This window comes from Bacillus sp. GW823-FHT06A10 (assembly GCF_058795375.1).
Genome location: NZ_JBXAHT010000001.1, coordinates 1,882,885 through 1,902,507, shown reverse-complemented (window position 1 = coordinate 1,902,507; position 19,623 = coordinate 1,882,885). Strand labels below are relative to the sequence as shown.

At 31.4% G+C, this 19,623-nt stretch carries 20 protein-coding genes; 3 read left to right on the top strand and 17 right to left on the bottom strand.

The annotated features are described in order from the left end of the window. Window positions 1–141: 141 nt before the first annotated feature. Entirely contained in the window at window positions 142–1,503 is a 1,362-nt protein-coding gene (locus AC1Q8M_RS09605; protein WP_098361092.1) for a family 8 glycosyl hydrolase, read from the bottom strand. 138 nt (window positions 1,504–1,641) lie between these two features. Then, window positions 1,642–2,556, bottom strand: a complete 915-nt coding sequence (locus tag AC1Q8M_RS09600; protein ID WP_072938617.1) for a DMT family transporter — start codon at window positions 2,554–2,556, stop codon at window positions 1,642–1,644. A 152-nt stretch (window positions 2,557–2,708) separates the two neighbouring features. Between AC1Q8M_RS09600 and norG the strand changes: the two genes are divergently transcribed. After that, entirely contained in the window at window positions 2,709–4,142 is a 1,434-nt protein-coding gene (gene norG / locus AC1Q8M_RS09595) for an efflux pump transcription regulator NorG (protein ID WP_492334141.1), read from the top strand. A gap of 46 nt (window positions 4,143–4,188) precedes the next feature. Here norG and AC1Q8M_RS09590 read toward each other — a convergent pair whose 3' ends face one another. Then, the gene (locus AC1Q8M_RS09590; protein WP_000495197.1) at window positions 4,189–4,719 is read right to left on the bottom strand and encodes a DUF4269 domain-containing protein; all 531 of its coding nucleotides are present in this window, start codon (window positions 4,717–4,719) and stop codon (window positions 4,189–4,191) included. Between the two features lie 166 nt (window positions 4,720–4,885). On the opposite strand from AC1Q8M_RS09590, the gene AC1Q8M_RS09585 reads away from it, so the two are divergent. After that, complete coding sequence (locus AC1Q8M_RS09585) at window positions 4,886–5,347, top strand: DUF2306 domain-containing protein (RefSeq protein ID WP_098361093.1); 462 nt, start codon at window positions 4,886–4,888, stop codon at window positions 5,345–5,347. 133 nt (window positions 5,348–5,480) lie between these two features. On the opposite strand, the gene AC1Q8M_RS09580 is transcribed toward AC1Q8M_RS09585, so the two are convergent. From AC1Q8M_RS09580 to AC1Q8M_RS09570, 3 genes are all read right to left on the bottom strand, one after another. Beyond that, window positions 5,481–6,326 carry an SH3 domain-containing protein gene (locus AC1Q8M_RS09580; protein WP_000877204.1) on the bottom strand — a complete coding sequence of 282 codons (846 nt, stop codon included), beginning with the start codon at window positions 6,324–6,326 and terminating at the stop codon, window positions 5,481–5,483. A 285-nt stretch (window positions 6,327–6,611) separates the two neighbouring features. After that, window positions 6,612–7,487: a glycerophosphodiester phosphodiesterase gene (locus tag AC1Q8M_RS09575; RefSeq protein ID WP_098855361.1), complete on the bottom strand. Its 876-nt coding sequence runs from the start codon at window positions 7,485–7,487 to the stop codon at window positions 6,612–6,614. Window positions 7,488–7,532: 45 nt separating this feature from the next. Continuing rightward, a complete protein-coding gene (locus AC1Q8M_RS09570) occupies window positions 7,533–8,333 on the bottom strand; it encodes a GNAT family N-acetyltransferase (protein WP_141548232.1) in 801 nt (266 codons plus the stop codon). Window positions 8,334–8,843: 510 nt separating this feature from the next. On the opposite strand from AC1Q8M_RS09570, the gene AC1Q8M_RS09565 reads away from it, so the two are divergent. Continuing rightward, on the top strand, window positions 8,844–9,548 hold the full coding sequence (locus AC1Q8M_RS09565; protein WP_000035355.1) for a hypothetical protein: 705 nt from the start codon (window positions 8,844–8,846) through the stop codon (window positions 9,546–9,548). Window positions 9,549–9,597: 49 nt separating this feature from the next. Here AC1Q8M_RS09565 and AC1Q8M_RS09560 read toward each other — a convergent pair whose 3' ends face one another. From AC1Q8M_RS09560 to AC1Q8M_RS09510, 11 genes are all read right to left on the bottom strand, one after another. Then, window positions 9,598–10,242 carry a methyltransferase family protein gene (locus AC1Q8M_RS09560; RefSeq protein WP_000274258.1) on the bottom strand — a complete coding sequence of 215 codons (645 nt, stop codon included), beginning with the start codon at window positions 10,240–10,242 and terminating at the stop codon, window positions 9,598–9,600. A 22-nt stretch (window positions 10,243–10,264) separates the two neighbouring features. Beyond that, a complete protein-coding gene (locus AC1Q8M_RS09555) occupies window positions 10,265–11,062 on the bottom strand; it encodes a MerR family transcriptional regulator (RefSeq protein WP_069355700.1) in 798 nt (265 codons plus the stop codon). Between the two features lie 264 nt (window positions 11,063–11,326). Then, entirely contained in the window at window positions 11,327–12,622 is a 1,296-nt protein-coding gene (locus tag AC1Q8M_RS09550; RefSeq protein ID WP_098365716.1) for an MFS transporter, read from the bottom strand. A gap of 112 nt (window positions 12,623–12,734) precedes the next feature. Next, window positions 12,735–13,958, bottom strand: a complete 1,224-nt coding sequence (locus tag AC1Q8M_RS09545) for a MerR family transcriptional regulator (protein WP_098511433.1) — start codon at window positions 13,956–13,958, stop codon at window positions 12,735–12,737. 521 nt (window positions 13,959–14,479) lie between these two features. Beyond that, a complete protein-coding gene (locus AC1Q8M_RS09540; RefSeq protein ID WP_000472916.1) occupies window positions 14,480–14,905 on the bottom strand; it encodes a DUF4879 domain-containing protein in 426 nt (141 codons plus the stop codon). A 560-nt stretch (window positions 14,906–15,465) separates the two neighbouring features. Beyond that, a complete protein-coding gene (locus AC1Q8M_RS09535) occupies window positions 15,466–15,840 on the bottom strand; it encodes a hypothetical protein (protein WP_000584708.1) in 375 nt (124 codons plus the stop codon). A 13-nt stretch (window positions 15,841–15,853) separates the two neighbouring features. Next, complete coding sequence (locus AC1Q8M_RS09530) at window positions 15,854–16,348, bottom strand: helix-turn-helix transcriptional regulator (RefSeq protein WP_001031006.1); 495 nt, start codon at window positions 16,346–16,348, stop codon at window positions 15,854–15,856. A gap of 246 nt (window positions 16,349–16,594) precedes the next feature. Continuing rightward, window positions 16,595–17,401 (bottom strand): DegV family protein, encoded by an 807-nt coding sequence (locus tag AC1Q8M_RS09525; protein WP_000831926.1) that lies wholly within the window; start codon window positions 17,399–17,401, stop codon window positions 16,595–16,597. A 199-nt stretch (window positions 17,402–17,600) separates the two neighbouring features. Next, window positions 17,601–18,107, bottom strand: coding sequence for a DUF3189 family protein (locus AC1Q8M_RS09520; RefSeq protein WP_000639421.1), 507 nt, complete (start codon window positions 18,105–18,107; stop codon window positions 17,601–17,603). Between the two features lie 79 nt (window positions 18,108–18,186). Continuing rightward, window positions 18,187–18,642 (bottom strand): CcdC protein domain-containing protein, encoded by a 456-nt coding sequence (locus tag AC1Q8M_RS09515; protein ID WP_016512731.1) that lies wholly within the window; start codon window positions 18,640–18,642, stop codon window positions 18,187–18,189. Window positions 18,643–18,832: 190 nt separating this feature from the next. Next, the gene (locus AC1Q8M_RS09510; protein ID WP_000281833.1) at window positions 18,833–19,465 is read right to left on the bottom strand and encodes a VanZ family protein; all 633 of its coding nucleotides are present in this window, start codon (window positions 19,463–19,465) and stop codon (window positions 18,833–18,835) included. Window positions 19,466–19,623: the final 158 nt, after the last annotated feature.

Below are 19,623 nucleotides of genomic sequence, written 5' to 3'. Positions count from 1 at the left end.
AACATAGAGTCATCAATAACTATGTATATGAAAAAAGCAAGTATATCTATGCGAATTTTAGAATGGATAATGTTTTACAAAATATTAAAAAGGAACTAGCGTATGCTAATTCCTTTCTTAAGTAACCATTCTCAAATTTAATTAATTATCGTATCCTTCATAAATTGCATCATTTATTTGATTTTGTGTCTTTTTATTATCAGGTACAGGTTTCCACCAATTTCCTGTAATAAATAACATAGTTAATAAATTATAACTATCACTAAAATAGCTTTCTCTCTTATTCTTCATCCAATCCCAACCGCTATTTACCCACTTTTGATTATTGCTACTCGTTATACTTGCAGCAATAAATGGCGAAACGAATACAGCAGTTGGATAACTACCAATATTGGATCCGTTTAATTGATAACCATCCACAATTTTAGAAGGATTTCCATTCGTTTTATTTTGAATCCATGAAGATACTTTATCAGAAATGACTTTACTTCGCTTCTCACCGTACATCGCATAGTCCATTACAATTCTCAATGGTACCCGACTAGCATTGTAATAATATGCATTTGTATATTCTGACTCATCTAAGAAGTCTTTAGGTGCGGGTTGTGGTGGGTTTTTTACAACAAAATCTGAAATAAGTCCTGTATTTGGAGAGTACTTATTACTAAATTGCGTATAAACATCGTACAAATTATTAATAACAGTGAGCCAAGTTTTATCACCTGTAAATTCATAAAATGCTCTAAGGTGTGACATCATCCAATCAGATGGTCTCGTATCAAGTGAACTTTTAGAATCCCAATCTCCTAAATTTAGTCGGCTATTATTTGTAACATTACTAGCTTTAATACCTTTTGTAATCATGTCTTGTGCTTCTTTCAAATAATTAACTGCTCCATTTGATCCCCACTGCTTGTGAGCAAGAAGAAGAGAATACGCAATATCTAAATCCCCATCAGTAGCAGAATCAAAATGACCTTGTGCTTTTTTACTATCTGCGACAACCCATCCCATTAAATTAGGATTTTGAGAGCTTTTAAAAGTTCTTGCTGTTTTAAATAAACCGTCATAGATTTTTTGAGCATTCGAATCATAACCAGCCATTAATACTGTAATTATCATCCCATACCCTTGACCTTCTGAAGTTCCAAGTGGCTTAAACCCATCCGCATCACCTGTAATCTCTCCTTTTACGTAATAACCACCAGGTAAAGAAGATAAATCATTTTTCAAATATTTCTTTTTCCAATTATCGTAGTAACTTCTTACAGAAGCATTTAAACTTTCCTGTGTAACATGATTCGGTTTTATAACACCTGCATAATTAACTTGCTGGGGAAATGGTTTCATTTCCTTTGCAGCAGCTACTTGTTGATTAACTACGGGAATAGAATTTTGTATTGAATTGTCCGTTACACTTGCTGCGAAACTAGAATTAGAAAAACTAGCTAGTCCGATTCCTACAATAGAAATACATGTAAAAATTTTTCTTTTTCCATTCATTATGTTGTCAGCTCCTTTTAAAATGCTTACTACATAAAATGTAACATACAATATTTAACTGAAATACAAAATATTATATTTATCAACATAAGAAAGAAACTATATAAAAAAGTATCATAAAATTATTATTGAATTACATTATACGGATTGATTATTTGCTAAATTCCTATGTTTTTCTTTTCTTAATACCGGTATATGAGCAATCACAATTCCAAGTATAGTAATTCCTCCGCCAATTATCGAAACTAAAGTTGGCACTTCTCCTAACCATATCCAAGCAATGAAACACGCAGTTATTGGCGTTAAATATAGAGAACTTGTTGCTTCAGAAGCACCAGCACGAGATATAATATAGGCCAATGCAATATACGGGAGTACTGTTGGAAAGACACCTAAATATATAACGCTCAAGTTAACTTCAAGAGGAGCTGCTAGTATTTCTTGATAAACTCCGGGTAAGAAAATAAGCATACATACAGTACTAGACAAAATTGTATATATGGTAAATGGTAAGAAGCCGTATTTTTTTAAGTAAGATGTTTGGAAAACGAAAAATAGACTTTCTGAAATCGCCGCTAATAATATAAATAATCCCCCGCTATTCAATTGAATAGCATCGCCCTGGCTAAATGAAATTAAGGCAATTCCTGCAAAACTAATTACACCACCAAGCCAACCATTTAATTTCATTTTGTCATTCAAAAAAACAGAAGCAAGAATTGCCGTCACTATTGGGGTGACTGAAATAATTAAACTTGCAGATCCAGCATTTACTGTTTTTTCGCCGTAATTTAATGCGATGTGATAAATAGTAAACCCTAAAGCACCAAATATAAAAATTGCTGGGATATCCTTTAAATCCGGTAGTCGTAGTTTGTATATAAATGAAAATAACAAAAGTATAAATGAGGCGATTAATAAGCGTAGTAAAGTAAGGTGTTCAGGCGTATAAGATTCAAGCCCCAGACGAATTGCTGGAAAAGCAGTTCCCCATATAAGAATTGTAAAAGCATGAGCACATATAATGCGTAAATCCCATTTTTTATTATGCATGTTTTCTCTCCCTCCTTAATAAACCAACCATTTTTAAATTACCAATTATTTCTTTTCATCATATTTAATAGTTGATACAATGTCTTCAACCAGTTATTTATCGGAAAAACCAACCACTTTGAATCTTTTAAATTAACGAAGGAGTTTTTTATATGACAACCGATAAAAAAGTGCCCAAATATCGGCAGATAATAGACTATATGAAAGAAAAAATTGAAAACGGAGAATGGCCAATTGGAAGTAAAATCCCTAGTCAGCGGCAGTTAGCACAATTATTTCATGTAAATCGAAGTACTGTAATAAATGCGATAGATGAACTTATGGCAGATGGTTTAATTCAAGGACAAATCGGAGCAGGAACAATTGTAACAAATAATACATGGTCATTATTAGCAACTAATCCCCCGCCCGATTGGAGTGAATATGTAAAGGCCGGTATTCATAAACCAAGTAAGTTAATGGTGCGAGAAATAAATGAAGCAGAAGCAAATAAAACGCTTATCCATCTTAGTAAAGGTGAACTTGCACCTCATCTTTTCCCGCTCGAAACTATGCAATCTATAATAAAAAACGTCAGTGAGGAATTAGATTATTTCGGATACGAAGAACAAAAAGGTTTTTATCCGTTACGTGAAGCAATAAGCAAATATGTAAAATCATTTGGAATACATGCATCACCGGATTCTATATTAATAGTCTCTGGTGCACTCCAAGCATTACAATTAATATCGATTGGTCTTTTACATAGAAAATCAACTGTTTTACTTGAACAACCTTCTTACTTATATTCACTTCATGTTTTTCAATCAGCAAATATAAATTTATCCGGTATATCAATGGATCATCACGGTATTTTACCTAACGACTTATTAAAACGAATTAAATATAGTCAAAAGAATAATATTTTATATTCAATCCCTTGTTTTCAAAATCCAACGGGGATATTGATGTCCAAAGAGCGAAGAAAAGAAATATTAAAAATATGTGAAAAAGAGCAATTGCCTATCATCGAGGATGATATTTACCGAGAGTTATGGCTTGATGAATCACCTCCAGCTCCTTTAAAGTCGATGGATAAACATGGACATGTATTATATATTGGTAGTCTCTCTAAAACACTTAGCCCAGGACTTAGAATTGGATGGATAATCGGACCAGAACCTGTTATTGATAGATTGTCAGATATAAAAATGCAAACAGACTATGGATCCAGCTCTTTATCTCAAAGAGTAGCTGCTGAATGGATAAATGAAGGTTTTTATGAAGAACATGTAGCAAACGTAAGAAAGCACCTGAAAGAACGAAGACAAATAATGATACGAGCTTTAAATAAATATTGTGCAGATATTGCATCATGGGATATTCCTAGTGGTGGATTTTTTATATGGCTAAAGGTTGTACATAACATTCCGATGAAAAAACTATTTTCAGAGGCACTATCAAAAGGAATTCTTTTAAATCCGGGACGTATTTATGAAGAAGAATCAGATCAGTACATTCGTTTATCATATGGATATGCTACTCCAGAACAAATGACTAACGGAATTAAATTGCTCAGTGAATTAATTCGGAAGTTAACGGCATAAAAAAAATCCTCTTTTGTTTTTGGAGGATTTTTTTTATGTATCTTATTTACCACAATTTCATTTCCTGCCCTAATAAAATAAGTTCTTCATAAGGATCTCCGTCAATATTTAATACTTGAGCAAAAGCAGGTTCTGTTTTTAAACCTTGTTCCTTTAAGCGAATAACTTCTTCCCTTATATGGGGATGCTGCATTAATAGCATGTGTTCCACTATCATGTGTCTATATGCATTTTGATTACGCACTGGCTTCGGTTGAGCAAATAATTCAAATTCAAAACCTTCGAATTCAAAATTCACCTTTATCGATTCAGTACCTTTAATTTTTTTCTTTTTTATGTTGAACCCTCCATAAGAACCATATAAAGATCTCATTTCCTGCTCAAAAACATCAAAGTTATATACTTCCATTACAATATCTAAGTCAGATTGAGGAGTATCAATTCTTATAGGGATTGTCCCGCAAAGAACGGGATTATATAAAGCTAAATCCTCCATTATGTTTAGGCTATTCAAAACATCATATATTTTTTGTTGTTTCTCATTGCCCGATTGTAAATATGTAATAGATGTAAACATAGAAGTCTCTCCTTCATTTAACATAATAATCATCTCACTAAATATTTAAATCATTGGGTTTTGTTCTAGGAGTACCTTTATTTCAATATATTAAGCCGAACTAACTATATTTTTCAACTTTTCTCCTATACTGCAATACTATAAAAATAAAAAAGGAGGAATTATTATGAGCATTTTTAACATTCTTTTAACCATACACATCCTATTTGGAACAATATGCTTAATCACTGGTATTGTAGCGATGGTTGCCCAAAAGAAGAAAGGAAAACATGCCGAATGGGGCGAAATATATCATGCATCCTATGTTGTCATTACCCTTACGGCAATAATATTATCCATTATCAACTGGGATAAAATCGCATATTTATTTTATGTAGCAATCTTCTCTTATTCATTTGCGATTTATGGATACCTTGCACGAAAAAAACGTTGGAAAAATTGGCTCCATCACCACATTAGAGGCATGTTAGGTTCTTATATTGGTGCAGTCACCGCACTTTTAGTAAATGTCGGCATCCATATTCCCATTATAAATTTACTTCCGCCAATATGGTTTTGGTTTTTACCGACCTTAATTGGTATCCCCCTCGTAGCCAGTGTATCAAAAAAATATAAAAAGCGTAGTTGAAATTAATTACATTTTGATTACTTTCTGATTATTAGAATGAAAAATTATACTCTATGTATCACGAATGATATTATGAGTGTTCGCCCTATGAATATTTAAAATAAAGTGCCGCCCAACTGGACGGCTCTTATTTTCACTTTACAAACGTAACATATTCACCAGAAACCCATTGATTTCCACCAACATTATACCAACCATCTTTATATCCAAACGATTGATATTTTTCACCTTGATACACGTTTTTCACAATGCCGTAATTTGTTCCAGGGCCGGTACGAACACGCAATACATCCGCGATTATAGTAACTACACCTACACCATCATTTGATGATTGTGAAGTTGCTGGTACATTTCCTCCCGTATAACGAATGTATGATGGATCGTTATAAACCCACTGATCGCCACCTAGATTTAACCAGCCATTTGATTGTCCAAATACTTTGTAGGACTCTCCTTTCCCTAATTGACGAATAACGCCATATCCAGTACCAGGTCCTTTTCGTAAATTTACATTACTACCGTTAATATAAGCAACCCCTACATTATCATTCGACGTGGGAGGAGTCACTATGTTTTGAGCACCTTTTCCAAAAGTATCCGTTCCATACCCTTTGTAGTTATATTGCAAATGCGGGCTATCCACAAATCCTTTCCAGTCACCGCCCCATTCGAAACCAATTTGTTTAGCATAACGAATTGCTGAAGCCCACGGTTCTTTATTATAGCCATTCCAATCTTCTGTACCATTCGACTGAATTGGAACAAAATCTAATGCCTGTCCTACTAAGTGATATGAGCGCATCGTTTGTGATGCTCCTTTACGAACATATTCACGTTGTTGCTCGACTGTACGGATTGTTTCATAAATTAATACTTCAATTCCATTGTCGATACAGTACTGATACCACTTAAAAGCTGCAGCTTTCGTATTATCCGCTAATTTATTCAGATTATTTACGTTTCTAGTTTGGTATTTCAATATGCAACATCTCCTTTTCTATTATCATATGCAAAACTCGTCTAATGGGTTGTACATATACCTAGAACGATACGAAGTACAAATATATAAGAAGCTAATTCATCTAAATAGATTTACATTTCTAGCTTCAAACTTTGTAAACTGAAATCGAAGCAATAAAAAAACCGCAAACCAGGTCTTCCAGTTGCGGTTTTTGGTATTTTCTTTTTATATGCAACATGCCATCTTACATTGATAACCCTAATATATAGGTTGTGTAAATTTCCCTTTTATGAATAACACTTCTTATTCATGACTTTTCAAATCCAATATTGAATGTAAACGATCCGGATAATTAGTAAACATCCCGTCGACTCCCCATGAAAGTAACTTTTTCATATCTTTTTCATTATTTACTGTAAATGAATGAACTTCTAATCCGTTTTTCTTTATTTTATTTACATAATCTGAATCAATATATTTGTAATTCATACCAAGACCTATACAGTACGTTTTATACTTTTCTATCTCTAATTCTTTTAATTGAACTGCTTTTTTATAAGGTAATAATTGTACTAAGGATATATTACTATTTAAGCTATGAATCTTTTGTAGACTTTCTTCACTAAACGATTGAATAATAACTTTATCCTGTATTTCGTAGTGATTAATAATTTCTAATAATTTTTCTTCCATTCCTGGATATTCATTAGGTGATTTTGTTTCAATATAATAGTTCGCATTTTGCCCAAACGTTTCAACAATTTCTGTTAATGTTGGGACTTTAGCATTTTCAAATTCTTTCTTTGCTAAGTTCGGATATCTTTCGTTGAAAAAAGAATCTGCATTTAGTTGCTTTATTTCTTCTAATGTATGCTCTTTCACTAGCCCAGTACCATTTGTTGTACGATTTAAGGTTTCGTCATGCATTGCCACTAAATGCCCATCTTTTGTCATTTGGAGATCAATTTCTATATAATCTCCATTCATTTTTTGTCCTAATTTATATGCTGCTATTGTATGTTCAGGCGCATATGCAGAAGCACCTCTATGTGCGATATTTTTTATATGATTTGATTGATTAATAGCTTTAGTATACTTATGTTCATTTATTTTCTGAAAAACAAAGATACTTATTACTATAAAGGCACAAATTATTGTAACGAGATATATCTTTTTCATAACGATTTATAAGCTCCTATATAAAGACGATTTAACTTGAATGATTTACTCAATTAAATGTCGATTTTCCAATACAGTCATTTTGCCGATAGCTTGAAATCCCGATTTTTTATAAATATTGATTCCATCGGGTGAAGCTTGTAATACACAATACGTATTTTTAAATTTACGTGCTTCTTGCAGCAGGAAATTGAACATAGCAGATCCGAACCCTCGTCCTCTCATTCCTTCTTTAGTTGCTATGTCATAAATACCAATACTATCTTTTGAACATATCAATGAACCAACAGTTACGACTTCACCTTCATATAACCCTAAAAATAATTTCATATTCTCACTGTTACATATATCAAGATTAGAAATTTGATTATAGAATGCTTGTACATGTATACCTTCTTCTGATGTGCCGAATAGATCAGCTAACGTTTCTCCAAATTTATTTATTTGTCCAGGTGAAGATGCTTGTTGAATAGTAAAACTTACTGGCATGTTTATTGTTGGGGAAATTGTTTTTAAGTCTGCTACCATCGCAATATTCTGTTCCACTTCTTTTAAACCGATTTTAATTAACTCACTTTTTATATCCCGCTCTTGCTCCTCATCCCATAACCAAACACTCATTGGAAAATTTCTTTGATAATAGTATTCTACCTCTTTATATAATTTCTCGATCCCTTCCGTTAAATTATTGTTTAGTAGAGTGATGATATTAAATGTATCGGCAGGTAATCCACAATCAACAGCAATATAATCTTTCGTTTTTTTTATACTCATTCCGGGCACAAATTGTGCAACATATGAAGTTTTAAATGCAAAGTTATCTAGTAGTAGTTGTTTATAATTCATCAATAGTTCTCCTTTTCATAAAAAGTAACACTCGAATTTTTCTATATTAAATATAACATATTAGAAATTTACCATTTTCTATAAAAAGTACCTCTTTAAATTGTGCTCTATAGTTTAAAATAATTAAAAATGATATAACGTTGTCGGAATGAAAAAAGTGGTATATAATAAATATTAACATTACTAGTAATTATTTTAGGTATTCCTAGAATAAAGGAGCGATACATATGAAAATTACTATTTATTTCGGAAGTCATGAAGATCAAGATGTTCGTACTATGGACTGTCATTTAGATGTAGAAGATACAGAAGAGATTGTTTCTGTATCATAATATAAATAGTTAGGGTAAACCCTATCCCTTACAGCGTTTAAGGCACCTTTTATAAGGTGTCTTTTTTGTTATATTTTCATCAAAAACCCTTTACTTTATAGCGTTTTAATAGTAAAATATAAATATACGAACAAACGTTCTTTTTATTTTAAACGTACATGAAGGGATGATTTTAACAATGGCTCCATTAAAGCGCAGAGGAAGAAAAAAGCAAGCACCTATTATTTCAAATACAGGCTTTATCGGCTCTGTCTTTATTGATACATTGGAGTTACAAAAGAAATCCTATTATTTCGCTCGTAAAAAACTTCAAATTGTTCATCACGTACTAGATGGTCTCTCTGGAGCAACAAGTGCTTTATTTAAAGAACATAACATTTCAGCATACATGTCATGTGTGTATTTACATAAACAAAAGAAAATTGGTTTTGTTCTTTCAACGAAACCATTTGAACAAAGTGATGGCGTTGCTTATTTTGTAAATTATTTAATCGAAAAGAATTTTTATGGCGGCCATGATGAAGATGTAGAATATCAAGAAGTATTTAATACAGGTTTTATCGGTGTAGTATTCGCTGATTTATCTAGTATAGATCGCTTTAATTTCGAGTTTGAAATGGGTATGCTAACGAAATTAATGAAAGATATGATTATTCCAGTTAAAGAACTCTTTTTACGCCATAATGTACCGGCTTACATCTCCACTTCTCACTTAGAAGAACAAAACAAATTAGGTTTCGTTCTCTCTGTAAAGCCATATGACGAACGCGCTGAAGCAGATTTATATTTTGAAGCATATTTAAAAGAACGCGGATTATTTATTGGTGATGAAGAAGATGATATTGATAAGATTGTCATTAGAAAAACCGCTGAATTACGATAGAAAAGCGCAGGATCAGCATCCTGCGCTTTTTATAATTTATGAAACTGATTTACCAAATAAACGGTATTAATTTTTTTGTTTTCTGTTTATAGACTGTAAATTGTTCTCCATACTTTTTCTGTAAGTAACCATCAGATTTTGGAATATATTCAAAAACGAATACAAAGAACAGACCTAGAGGTATAAATAAACTATAAATATTGCTAGCGATAAATGCTAAACCTAACACCCAAAGGCAATCCCCCAGATAATTAATATGAATCGCATATTTAAATAAACCACCTGTATATAGCTTACCTTGATTTACAGGATTGTCTTTAAAGGATTTTCTAAGTAGCTCTGAAACTGTGTTTAACATACTTCCTCCTAAAAACAATATCCAACCTATTGTAAGTAATATTAAATTAGGATCCTGATTACTAGTAATCATTAAGATTGGAAAACCTAAATAATAAATTCCAAAAGCAATACTGTTCATAATGGCTTCTTGCCATGAAATCCCTCTAGGCAACCATATAAACATCATAGCCGTTAATCGTAAAGCGGTGATAATCAAAGCTATAAACAGCCCTATTGAAATGCCTGGTTTGAAATAAGTAATGAAAAGTAAGTAATACGCAATGATTAGATAGATAATCTCAGTAACTAAAATTAATATTTTTTCTTTTATTGTTGGCCGGTTTATACCATACATTGTGATACGCTCCTTCCTTTATTCATTTTATAGGAAAATAAACTTCTATGATATTATTCTCCTCCTGTGTGCTATAAGGATTCGTTTTATAAACTTCAAACGGAGCTCCATTCAGTTTATAGTTATTTTCTTCAATCCAAACATGTAGCTTTGTATGAATAAAAGGTAATTCTTCGTAAGAACCAATAAGCGTAGCCATTGCGCAAAGACCGGGATTAAACACTTTTGTTTTATTTGTGGCTTCTGCAAGGGGAATCGCAATTTCCACATCATAATTTTCAGGTACATATTCTGAACTATGGAATATAGCAAGTGGTTTTGCACTAGGTAATAAATTTTCAAATAAAATTTTACTAAACAACTCATTAAAGTGTGTTAGGAAATCAGCGGTATTAATTTGTTTTCGCTGAGATAATATATTATAGGTTAAGTGATTTACAAGATTAATCTCAATACGATTTAAGTAACCTATGATACTTTCCTCTTCATTTAATTGTTGAATATCAAGCTTTAATTTTTTTAATAAAGAAGAATAATATGTTATCTGCTGTGTTAGATTTTCTTGTTTGCCTTTCATTTTAGAGTTAAGCAATTCAGTATTCTCCCGATCTTCTAAAATATCCTTAATTTCTTCCAGCGAAAATAAATAAGTTTTTAATCGTGTAATCAATAAGGCTATTTCTAATTGGAAAATATCATAGTAGCGATAGCCATTCTTAGCGTCTATGAAAGCTGGTTTTAAAAGCCCAATTTCATCATAATAGCGCAGCGTCTTCATTGTAAGATGAGATATTTTTGAAAACTCTCCAATTGAAAGCATAATACTCACCTCCTGTATTTAATTATTTTAAATATACTGCTTCCTGTAAGGGGAAGGTCAATCCACAAAGTTAAATTTTATTATTGTATTTCGGAACGATATTCATCCCCTCAACCTAAAATTTTAAAGTTATTCTCCAAAACGAATATGTAATCTTTTCAAAATTGTTCATGGGAAATCAGCCCATTTTTTCATTTTATAGTATTTGCATTTCTTAACTTGAAAAATGTAGTAGTATCCATTCTATAAATAATCTAAGATCTACTAAGCGCTATAATCTTTCGAGTGAACTTCTAATATGAAACAATTCGATGAAACTTTAATTACTATTAAATATAAGATTCCCCCTACAATTGTAATCATGTAGGCTGGAATATAATTTAATAATAGACCGGATAGCGCCATTGCTATAGGAAGCATCATTTTACTTATACTTAATCCAATGCTGAGAACTCTCCCTCTATATTCATTAGGAATCTCTTTTTGCATGAAATAAGCTATAGGTATATCAATAAGCACTATAATTAGCCCTAAAAAGAACATAACAACACAATAGGTAATAGCGTATACAAAATCATTTACCTCAAAATTTTTGAATAAAACTGGAATTCCTGAAATAATCATAAAAATCGCCAACATAAAACTTAACTTTTTCAAAAGATACGCGTAAGAAAAACGATCAGTTATCTTTTTTACTAATATTGCACCAACTATCATACCTATCGGGAAAGTCCCTTGAATCAAACCAAATTGCTTAGAACTAAGATTGAGAACTGTGTTAATAATGTATGGCAACGGAACAGTTACAGCAAAGCCTAAAAAGAAATTAAGAGAAATTAAAATACTAAAAGTATTTTTTAAGCTTTTCCGCTCCAATAAATAAGAGTATCCCTCCTTTATATCTTCAATAAAATTAATTTCTCTAATTGAACATTCCTCATTTATGTTTTGCTCAAACAATTTAAAGTTAATAAACAATATGGAAATAGCCGAAAGGATAAATGAAATACCGTTAATAATTATAAAAGTTTTCATATCAAAGACTGCAAAAACAATCCCTCCTAACATAGGCCCTAGAATTAAAGATATAGAATCGATAATTTTACTTATAGAATTAATACTCATTAACCGCTCTTTAGTGACCATATTCGGTTTTACGGCCTCTAAACCTATTCCAAAAAAAGTTGTAAATACTGTCATAAGAAAGGTAGTAGTATAAATGATGAATAAGTTTAATCCATAATAGCTGCTTAATATATAAACAGTTATTAATAAGAATCCGCTTAGTAAATCCATACAAATAACCAGTTTCTTTTTATCAACCTTATCAGCAATGACACCGGCAAATGGATTCATAACAATCATTGGAATCGTTCCTAATATGAGCGAAATTGCAAAATTTAACGCAGATCCGGTTATTTGTAAAACATACAATCCTAATGCAAAACTATAAATAGAGCTACCAAATAGTGATACTGTTTTTGCAATTGAATATAAACAAATATTTCTTAGTTCTTGGTTTCTTTTTTTATTTTCTATATGTAATCGTAAACTTCCCATCACTTTTCCCCCTGCCTAACTTTGTGTTACGTACATTGTAAGTTCTTGGGTCAACCCAATAGCAATATGTACTATTTGAAAAGTTTTAAGGAAAAATAAATAAAAGATGGAGTTAGCCCCATCTTTTTCCGAAAAATGAATATGTATAAATTTCTTCTCCTTGAACAAAGAAATCCTCGTACTTTCCGCCTCGTTTTAAATAATTTGAAGTACTTTCATCAATCGATTGAAACTGTAAATTTTGGATTTCCTTCGTTACTTTTGCAGATGTAAAATTCCCTCGGAGTCTAGGTGCAATTTGGCTATTTATACTAAATTTATTAAATAAAATAAATGAACTTAATAAATAACAATTGTGTTTAAAAAGGGAATTTAATTCGCGCAATAAGAACTCCTCATGTTCAAAACTATAATTACTTGTACCTGATTGATCGATCACAATATCAACAGAATTACTCTGAATAGGTATGTTTAGAAAGTCGGCACAAATAAATACAATATTTCTTTTCACATTTCTTCTCTCAATTACATCTTTTAAAAGTAAAAGTTTATTCAAATCTCGATCAACAGCAATATATAAACACTCTTCCGGTAGTTCTTCATAAATATTTCGTAAAAAGAACCCAATACCAGACCCTAAATCAAGTAGTATTTTTTCATTCAAATCTAGTTGCATTAGTTTCTTTTTCGCCCATTCTCCTCCTCTTTGAACATTTTCCAAAAAAGCAGTATCCGTTTCATGGATATAATCTGAAATAGAATCTTCAAGTGATTTCCTCTTATACACCTCAAATAATTTTCCAGCTGTTAAAACTCCGGAAGTAATCGCGTATTCTTCACCACAATTACAAATTAATTTCCCCTCAACAATTTGATTTTTATTAATAATGCCATCTTCAAGAATTAAATTTCCGTTACACTTAACACATTTAAATAAATGAAGTACTTTTAAATCTACCCCTAAAATTGAACTCGAAATTTCAGTTTCTATAGATAAATTATTTAACGTTTTCTTTAATTTATCTTTTCGTTCCTTTAAGGTTTTTATCTCTTGTTCAATCTTTTCATATTTTACTTTAAATAAAGATTGATAAAAAATATCCTTTTCATAGTCTAAGGATTTCCCTAAATTTTTATAAAGAAAAAGTTCTTTAATTTCATGCAAGCTAAACCCTAGCCATTTGTACTTTAATATAAGTTCTATATCCTTGTGACAATACTCATCAAAAAAATAGTGACTTCCTTTTTTCTCAGGAATAACAAGTCCGAGGTCCATATAATGTCTAATCGTATCTACACTTATATTATTTACTTCTGCAAACTTACTGATTTTCATCCTAATCACTACCATTTATATATTTGTTTATACATACTTCTTTATTACTTTAAAAAATCCTTTCATCTCCCTATACAAAATTATTTATGCTATGAAAAAGATGTAATTAATTTTAAAGTTACGCCACATACCCATCAAGCTAAGCTTATATAAGTTTAGCCCCTCTTTTTTAATCTTGAATTTAAAAAAGAGGAGCAGGTAGTACGGTTATGTCTATACATCTAAAAAACTTAAAATTAAACTATGAGTTCATGGATAAATTAAAAACTGTGGCGTAAGTACGACAGTTTTTTTCCTTTTTCATTGGGTTGGAATATGTAAGGTTACGTACTTTAACTGTAGAGGACTAGTACTACCCGTTCATATTAATTTCATAGACGTTTAGGATATTGTTTTATGGGAAGTGTTCTTGCTATGAAATCGGGATTGTAAATATAGATAGACGTGATTCAAGTCAAAGAAAAGGCACTCCTAAGAGTGCCTTTTCTTTGACTATTTTATATGTGCGAACGCTTTCAAATTTATTGGATATAAATTGATGTACGCATTGTATTAAATGGTGCATTTATAGATGTCTTTTGGTACTCAAACGTTCCTTGTTGGTGTCCAGAAGCATCCCATTTATAATACCAGCCAACGATTGGTCTTCCGCCAATTATAGTGGAATCAATACTTTTTACATTAGAACCATTCATTTTAGCAAATGGGTTTTGGCCATAGCCCATTTCTTTCGTTGTAATATATAAATATTTCCCCCCGTGGTTACGCGATGTGCTGAAGCTGTTCTGATTAATTGTTTCTACCCCGCCTAGCTCAGACTCTACTTGTACGACGTTTAGTGAAGTAAGTGGTGCTGCTGGTCCAGCTGAAGCTTCTGTTGCCATTCCTAATCCGACGAACGCTGTGATTGCTAACGATGAAATCCCTAGTGCTGCTTTTTTAAACATAAAAAACATCCCCTTCCATCTATTGTTTTCTCTTTCATTTTCAATATAATCCTAATAACCTTATATGTAAATAGATTGTAGCTGTATAAATATTAGTGCGAATATTCTATTATATATTTCTACAATTCTATTACTCAATATGAATGATTTACAGTGCAAAACGAAATACACACATGTCAAGTTTGTAGTGTTGACATAAAAATTGTAAACTGGCTTATGCCTCGTATTTATCATATTTTATATCCAATATTCCTAAGCTTCTGTATTCTGGAATGTTTTTACTACAACTATTCATTTTTTCTTTGCAGGAACAACTGTGATAACATCTCCTTTATCATTTAAAGTCAGAGAATGTAGAAATTATAGCTAGCTATTGATATGATACCTACTACGTACTGGAGCGCAACCTATCTGATAGGTAAATGATTCATGTGAAAAAGGAGACGCTACCAGTTCTATAGCATCTCCTTTTTATTTAATAAGTTAGACAGAAAGAATAGAAATAATGTTTTTCTTGTTTCACTATCCTTTTGTTTGTAAATGAACTGAGTTTTGAAAAACTATCCTATATAGTATGAATCGGGTATAGACATTAAATAATAGAATAGGGCACCTATTACTCCACAAGTAAAAATAGTAAATCCCATATTTCTTATGCCTTTAATTTTTGACCAAAATCCAATAAATCCTGCTATTAACCCACTTAAAGAGAATAGTGAAAAGTTGGAAACGGGTGTAAGAAGAAATTCCGCATTAATCCCTGTCCCCCAACAAACAATAGGTAACACGACAAGGGTAAGACAAAGTAATCCCATTACACTTACAAGTAATTTAAGATATTTGATACCTGCAATAATTAAATAGATTCCACCTATAAATCCACATAACCAGTAAATTGGCATAAAGTAAATCCAAAGAAAATGCAAGATGATCATATGTAATTTCCCCCTATTTATTTTCGCTCATTGTAGTTCTGGTTATTTGATGTTCTGAATTCGTTGCTAATTTATTAAGTTGATTTAGTGTTTCTTCTAAATCAAACGAATTAAACCAACGGTAATCCTGTCTGTCTAGAATACGATAATGCTGACTAATTAGATTTTGTTGTAAGCGAAAGTTCCCTTTTTCTTGAATCTGTTTCCACCAGACTTTTCCTCCCAATGTTTTTTCTTTGAAGTTGTTAGTGCTATTGTGGGCCATTGTTTCGATTACTACTAATGGATCATCCCCAAGAGTATTCTGTAAAACTTCACTATCTCTAAACAATGCACAAATAGCAACAGTGTTGGTCCAACCTGCATTCGTTCTCCCTTTCTCAATTTGAACAAGCGTTTTTTTTGATATGCCGAGAACTTCAGCCATTTTATCTTGTGTATATCTTTTTTCAGTGCGTATTAACTTTATTTTCATTGAAATAAGTTCAATTGCATGCTCCTTATTCACTTTACTTCCCCCTCAAAAGTAACTAATGTGTTATTTAGTGTAATTTTACACTTTAATCAATTCATTTTCAACTCAATCCTCCTTAAATCTTGTAAGAAATAATTGGATAAGTCATAAAAAAGGCATTCCACAGTTATATATGAGAAGGTAGCTCGACCATCGATTTCTAACCTCGATGGAGATATGTCGAGATCACATTTCATTTTAATTAAATAAAAAACCCGTGAATAATTCACGGGTTTTACTTTAATAACTAATTGCTATTGTACCTTCACCTGCATGAACCGCAAATGAAATTGGTAATGGATATAATTTGAAATCCATTTCAGGGAATGCTTGTCTAATATCTGCAATCCATTCTTCGGCTCCATCTTTATCATTAGCATGGAACATATGAAGTACTTTTGGTAATTCTTTTTCAAGTTCATTTTTAATATATTCTCGACATTTTTGGATTTTACGAACTTTCTTTTCAAGTAAAAGCTCTCCACCTTTTACTTCTAATATTAAGTTAACACTTAATAAACTTCCAAGTAAAAATTGAATGCCCTTTACACGACCACTTGCATAAAGGCCTTTTAAACTTTTCGGGAATACGTGGAAAGGTCTTCTTTTTTCATCTACTAATGTTTTGTGTATATCTTGTAAAGTCATACCATCATTGTATAACGATTTCGCTTTTCTAATTAGTTCATCCATTGGATAACTTGTTGTTTCACTGTCTAATACCGTTAATGGAAAACCTGCCATTTCTGCAGCTAGCTTCATATTTTGATAGGTTCCACTTACTTTTCCGCTAATAGCAACTGCAAATCCTTCTTCATATTCTTCTTTGCATTTCGTAAATAACTCTACCATTTCCCCAATATTAGGTTGTGAAGTAGTGACTGTTTTACCTTCGTTTAACGCATTATAAACACGTTCACGTACACCTTCTTCACAATCTTTGTACGACATTCCATCAATAATAACTTCGATTGGGATAACAAAGTTATCTCCTTCTGTTTTTAAATTCGCAGTTGTACTATCAGTAATCCAAGCAACACGCTTCATGTTGTTCCTCCCTTAATTCAATTCCTCTTTTCTAATTTTTCTATATATTTATGTTATAAAAAGAGAATATCCCTGTAATAGTAACAGGACTTTATTGTTTTGGCTATAGTAGATGTATATTAAATGTGACTATTTCTTGTCTATTTCACAAATAAAAAAGAAAATCAAGGAATTTGCTCGATTTTCTTCTTATCATATACTATTTAAAAGTTTCATTATCTAAAATTACAACATAATCATTCGTTAATCTTCCAGCTTCTTTTGTATAACTAACAAGCCTTTGTATATTATCACAGCAAATTTTTGCTCCCCATACGAGTAACGGTACGCCAATAAAATCGATATGGAACCTTCTAGAAAACAGACCACCAAAAGTCATTGGTAAAGGTACAGTTGGTGATGTATTAGAAAAAATAATTTTTTCATGACTTTGATAATGTTTTTGCAAGATTTCTCCTAAATGCTTCATCGCAGGTACAACAACTTTTGATGCGCCACATCCAATCGTATATACAGGATGACCATGTTCATCAATTCCATGAAAAATAATTTTTCCCATATCTTCTGTTTTCAATTTATTAAAGTAATCTACATTCAAAATTTCTTCTTTCGTTAACTTACGATCCGTTGGTAATTTATTTAAATGATACGCTGCAGCAAGTGAAGTTGTATGAGTACCGCCGAAGTCTGTGTAAATGTATATCATATTATCATCCCTTGTTGTAAAAGTTCATTGTTAATTAGTATTACCGTTCTTAGCAATGTTAAACAAGGGATGAATGTATTTACGCTTTTTGTGTTAATTCATTATATTTTTTCCAAATATAATAACGTCTACTAATCACGGTGCCTAATGTAATACATAAAAAGGCGTTTGTTACAACCATTAATGTCTGGTGTGTACTACCAGAAAACATACTTTGTTTAATTATAATTTTTGCTCCTAAAATAATAAGAAGGATTATTGTACTTACCCAATTTCCTTTTCGTAGTACATGACCTGTTTCACTATCTACTCGAAATGTTAAAGCTCTTCCTCGTATAATTCCAAGACCTAAGCCGATTCCAAGCATTACAACAAACAGTAGTCCTTGCAGCAAAGTTATTTGTCCCGCATGAATAATGGACTGGATTGTTACAAAGCACAACAAAGCCGGAATGAGCCAAATACGGTTTATTTTCACTTTTCGTTCTTTACTTTGCATCAAAACAATAATAAGAACAACAAGTAAAATATCCATTTAGAATCCTCCTATAAACTTGTTTATCTTTAAAAATTATATTCTCCTCTTTTCATTCCATACTTGAAATACGATAGCTACTTTCAAGTGTAAGATGGAAAATGTGATTTCTCATCAGCCTTAAGCATTATTTATAAAAATAAAAAGACGTACTTTTTACTCGTACGCCTTTAATAACTCGTTTAAACTCCTATTTATCAACTAATTCCACACCTTTAGAATTAGTTTTACCCAACACTCGAATGTTAAATTTATTAATGGCTTTTAAAAAGATATTATAAATAGAATATCCAATAATAGAACCTATAACATTACAGATCACATCATCAATATCAGTAATACGTCCCACTCCACTAAATAAAGACTGAATTAATTGTAGCAATTCAATACTAACTGATATAGTAAATCCCAATAAAATAGTATTTTTGAACTTTTTATATTTATCCCATAAAATTGGTGCTAAAAATCCTAAAGGCATTAATAATAAAATATTCCCGCCTACATTTCTTACAATTAGACCAATCATAAATAGGGCATCCCCATCATAAGCACTACCAATTTGATTGATGTCTTTAATAATTGATGCAAATGGAATTATATTGACCGAGCGATTCAGATTTTCAATATTAGAAGGAAAACCGATTGGTAAAGGGAATAAAGTTACTGCAACAACCATACAAATGTAGACCACGAATAAAAAACTTATTATTTCTTTCCACCAAATCATATGTTTTTTATTTTTGGTACCAATTAATATTCCACATACAATTAAATAACAAATAACCCCTAAAATAATAAACAAACTACCGTTGATCATATACAAATTGTTAACACATCCTTTCATATGAATTAATAATTTAAATTTACAATTATATAGTAATATTTTTTAATTTAAAAATCCATATAAATATATGTAATTGTGCAGAATTACAAAAACCCCTTATTTAATAAATAAAGGGTTCCTCGTTAACTAAAATATTT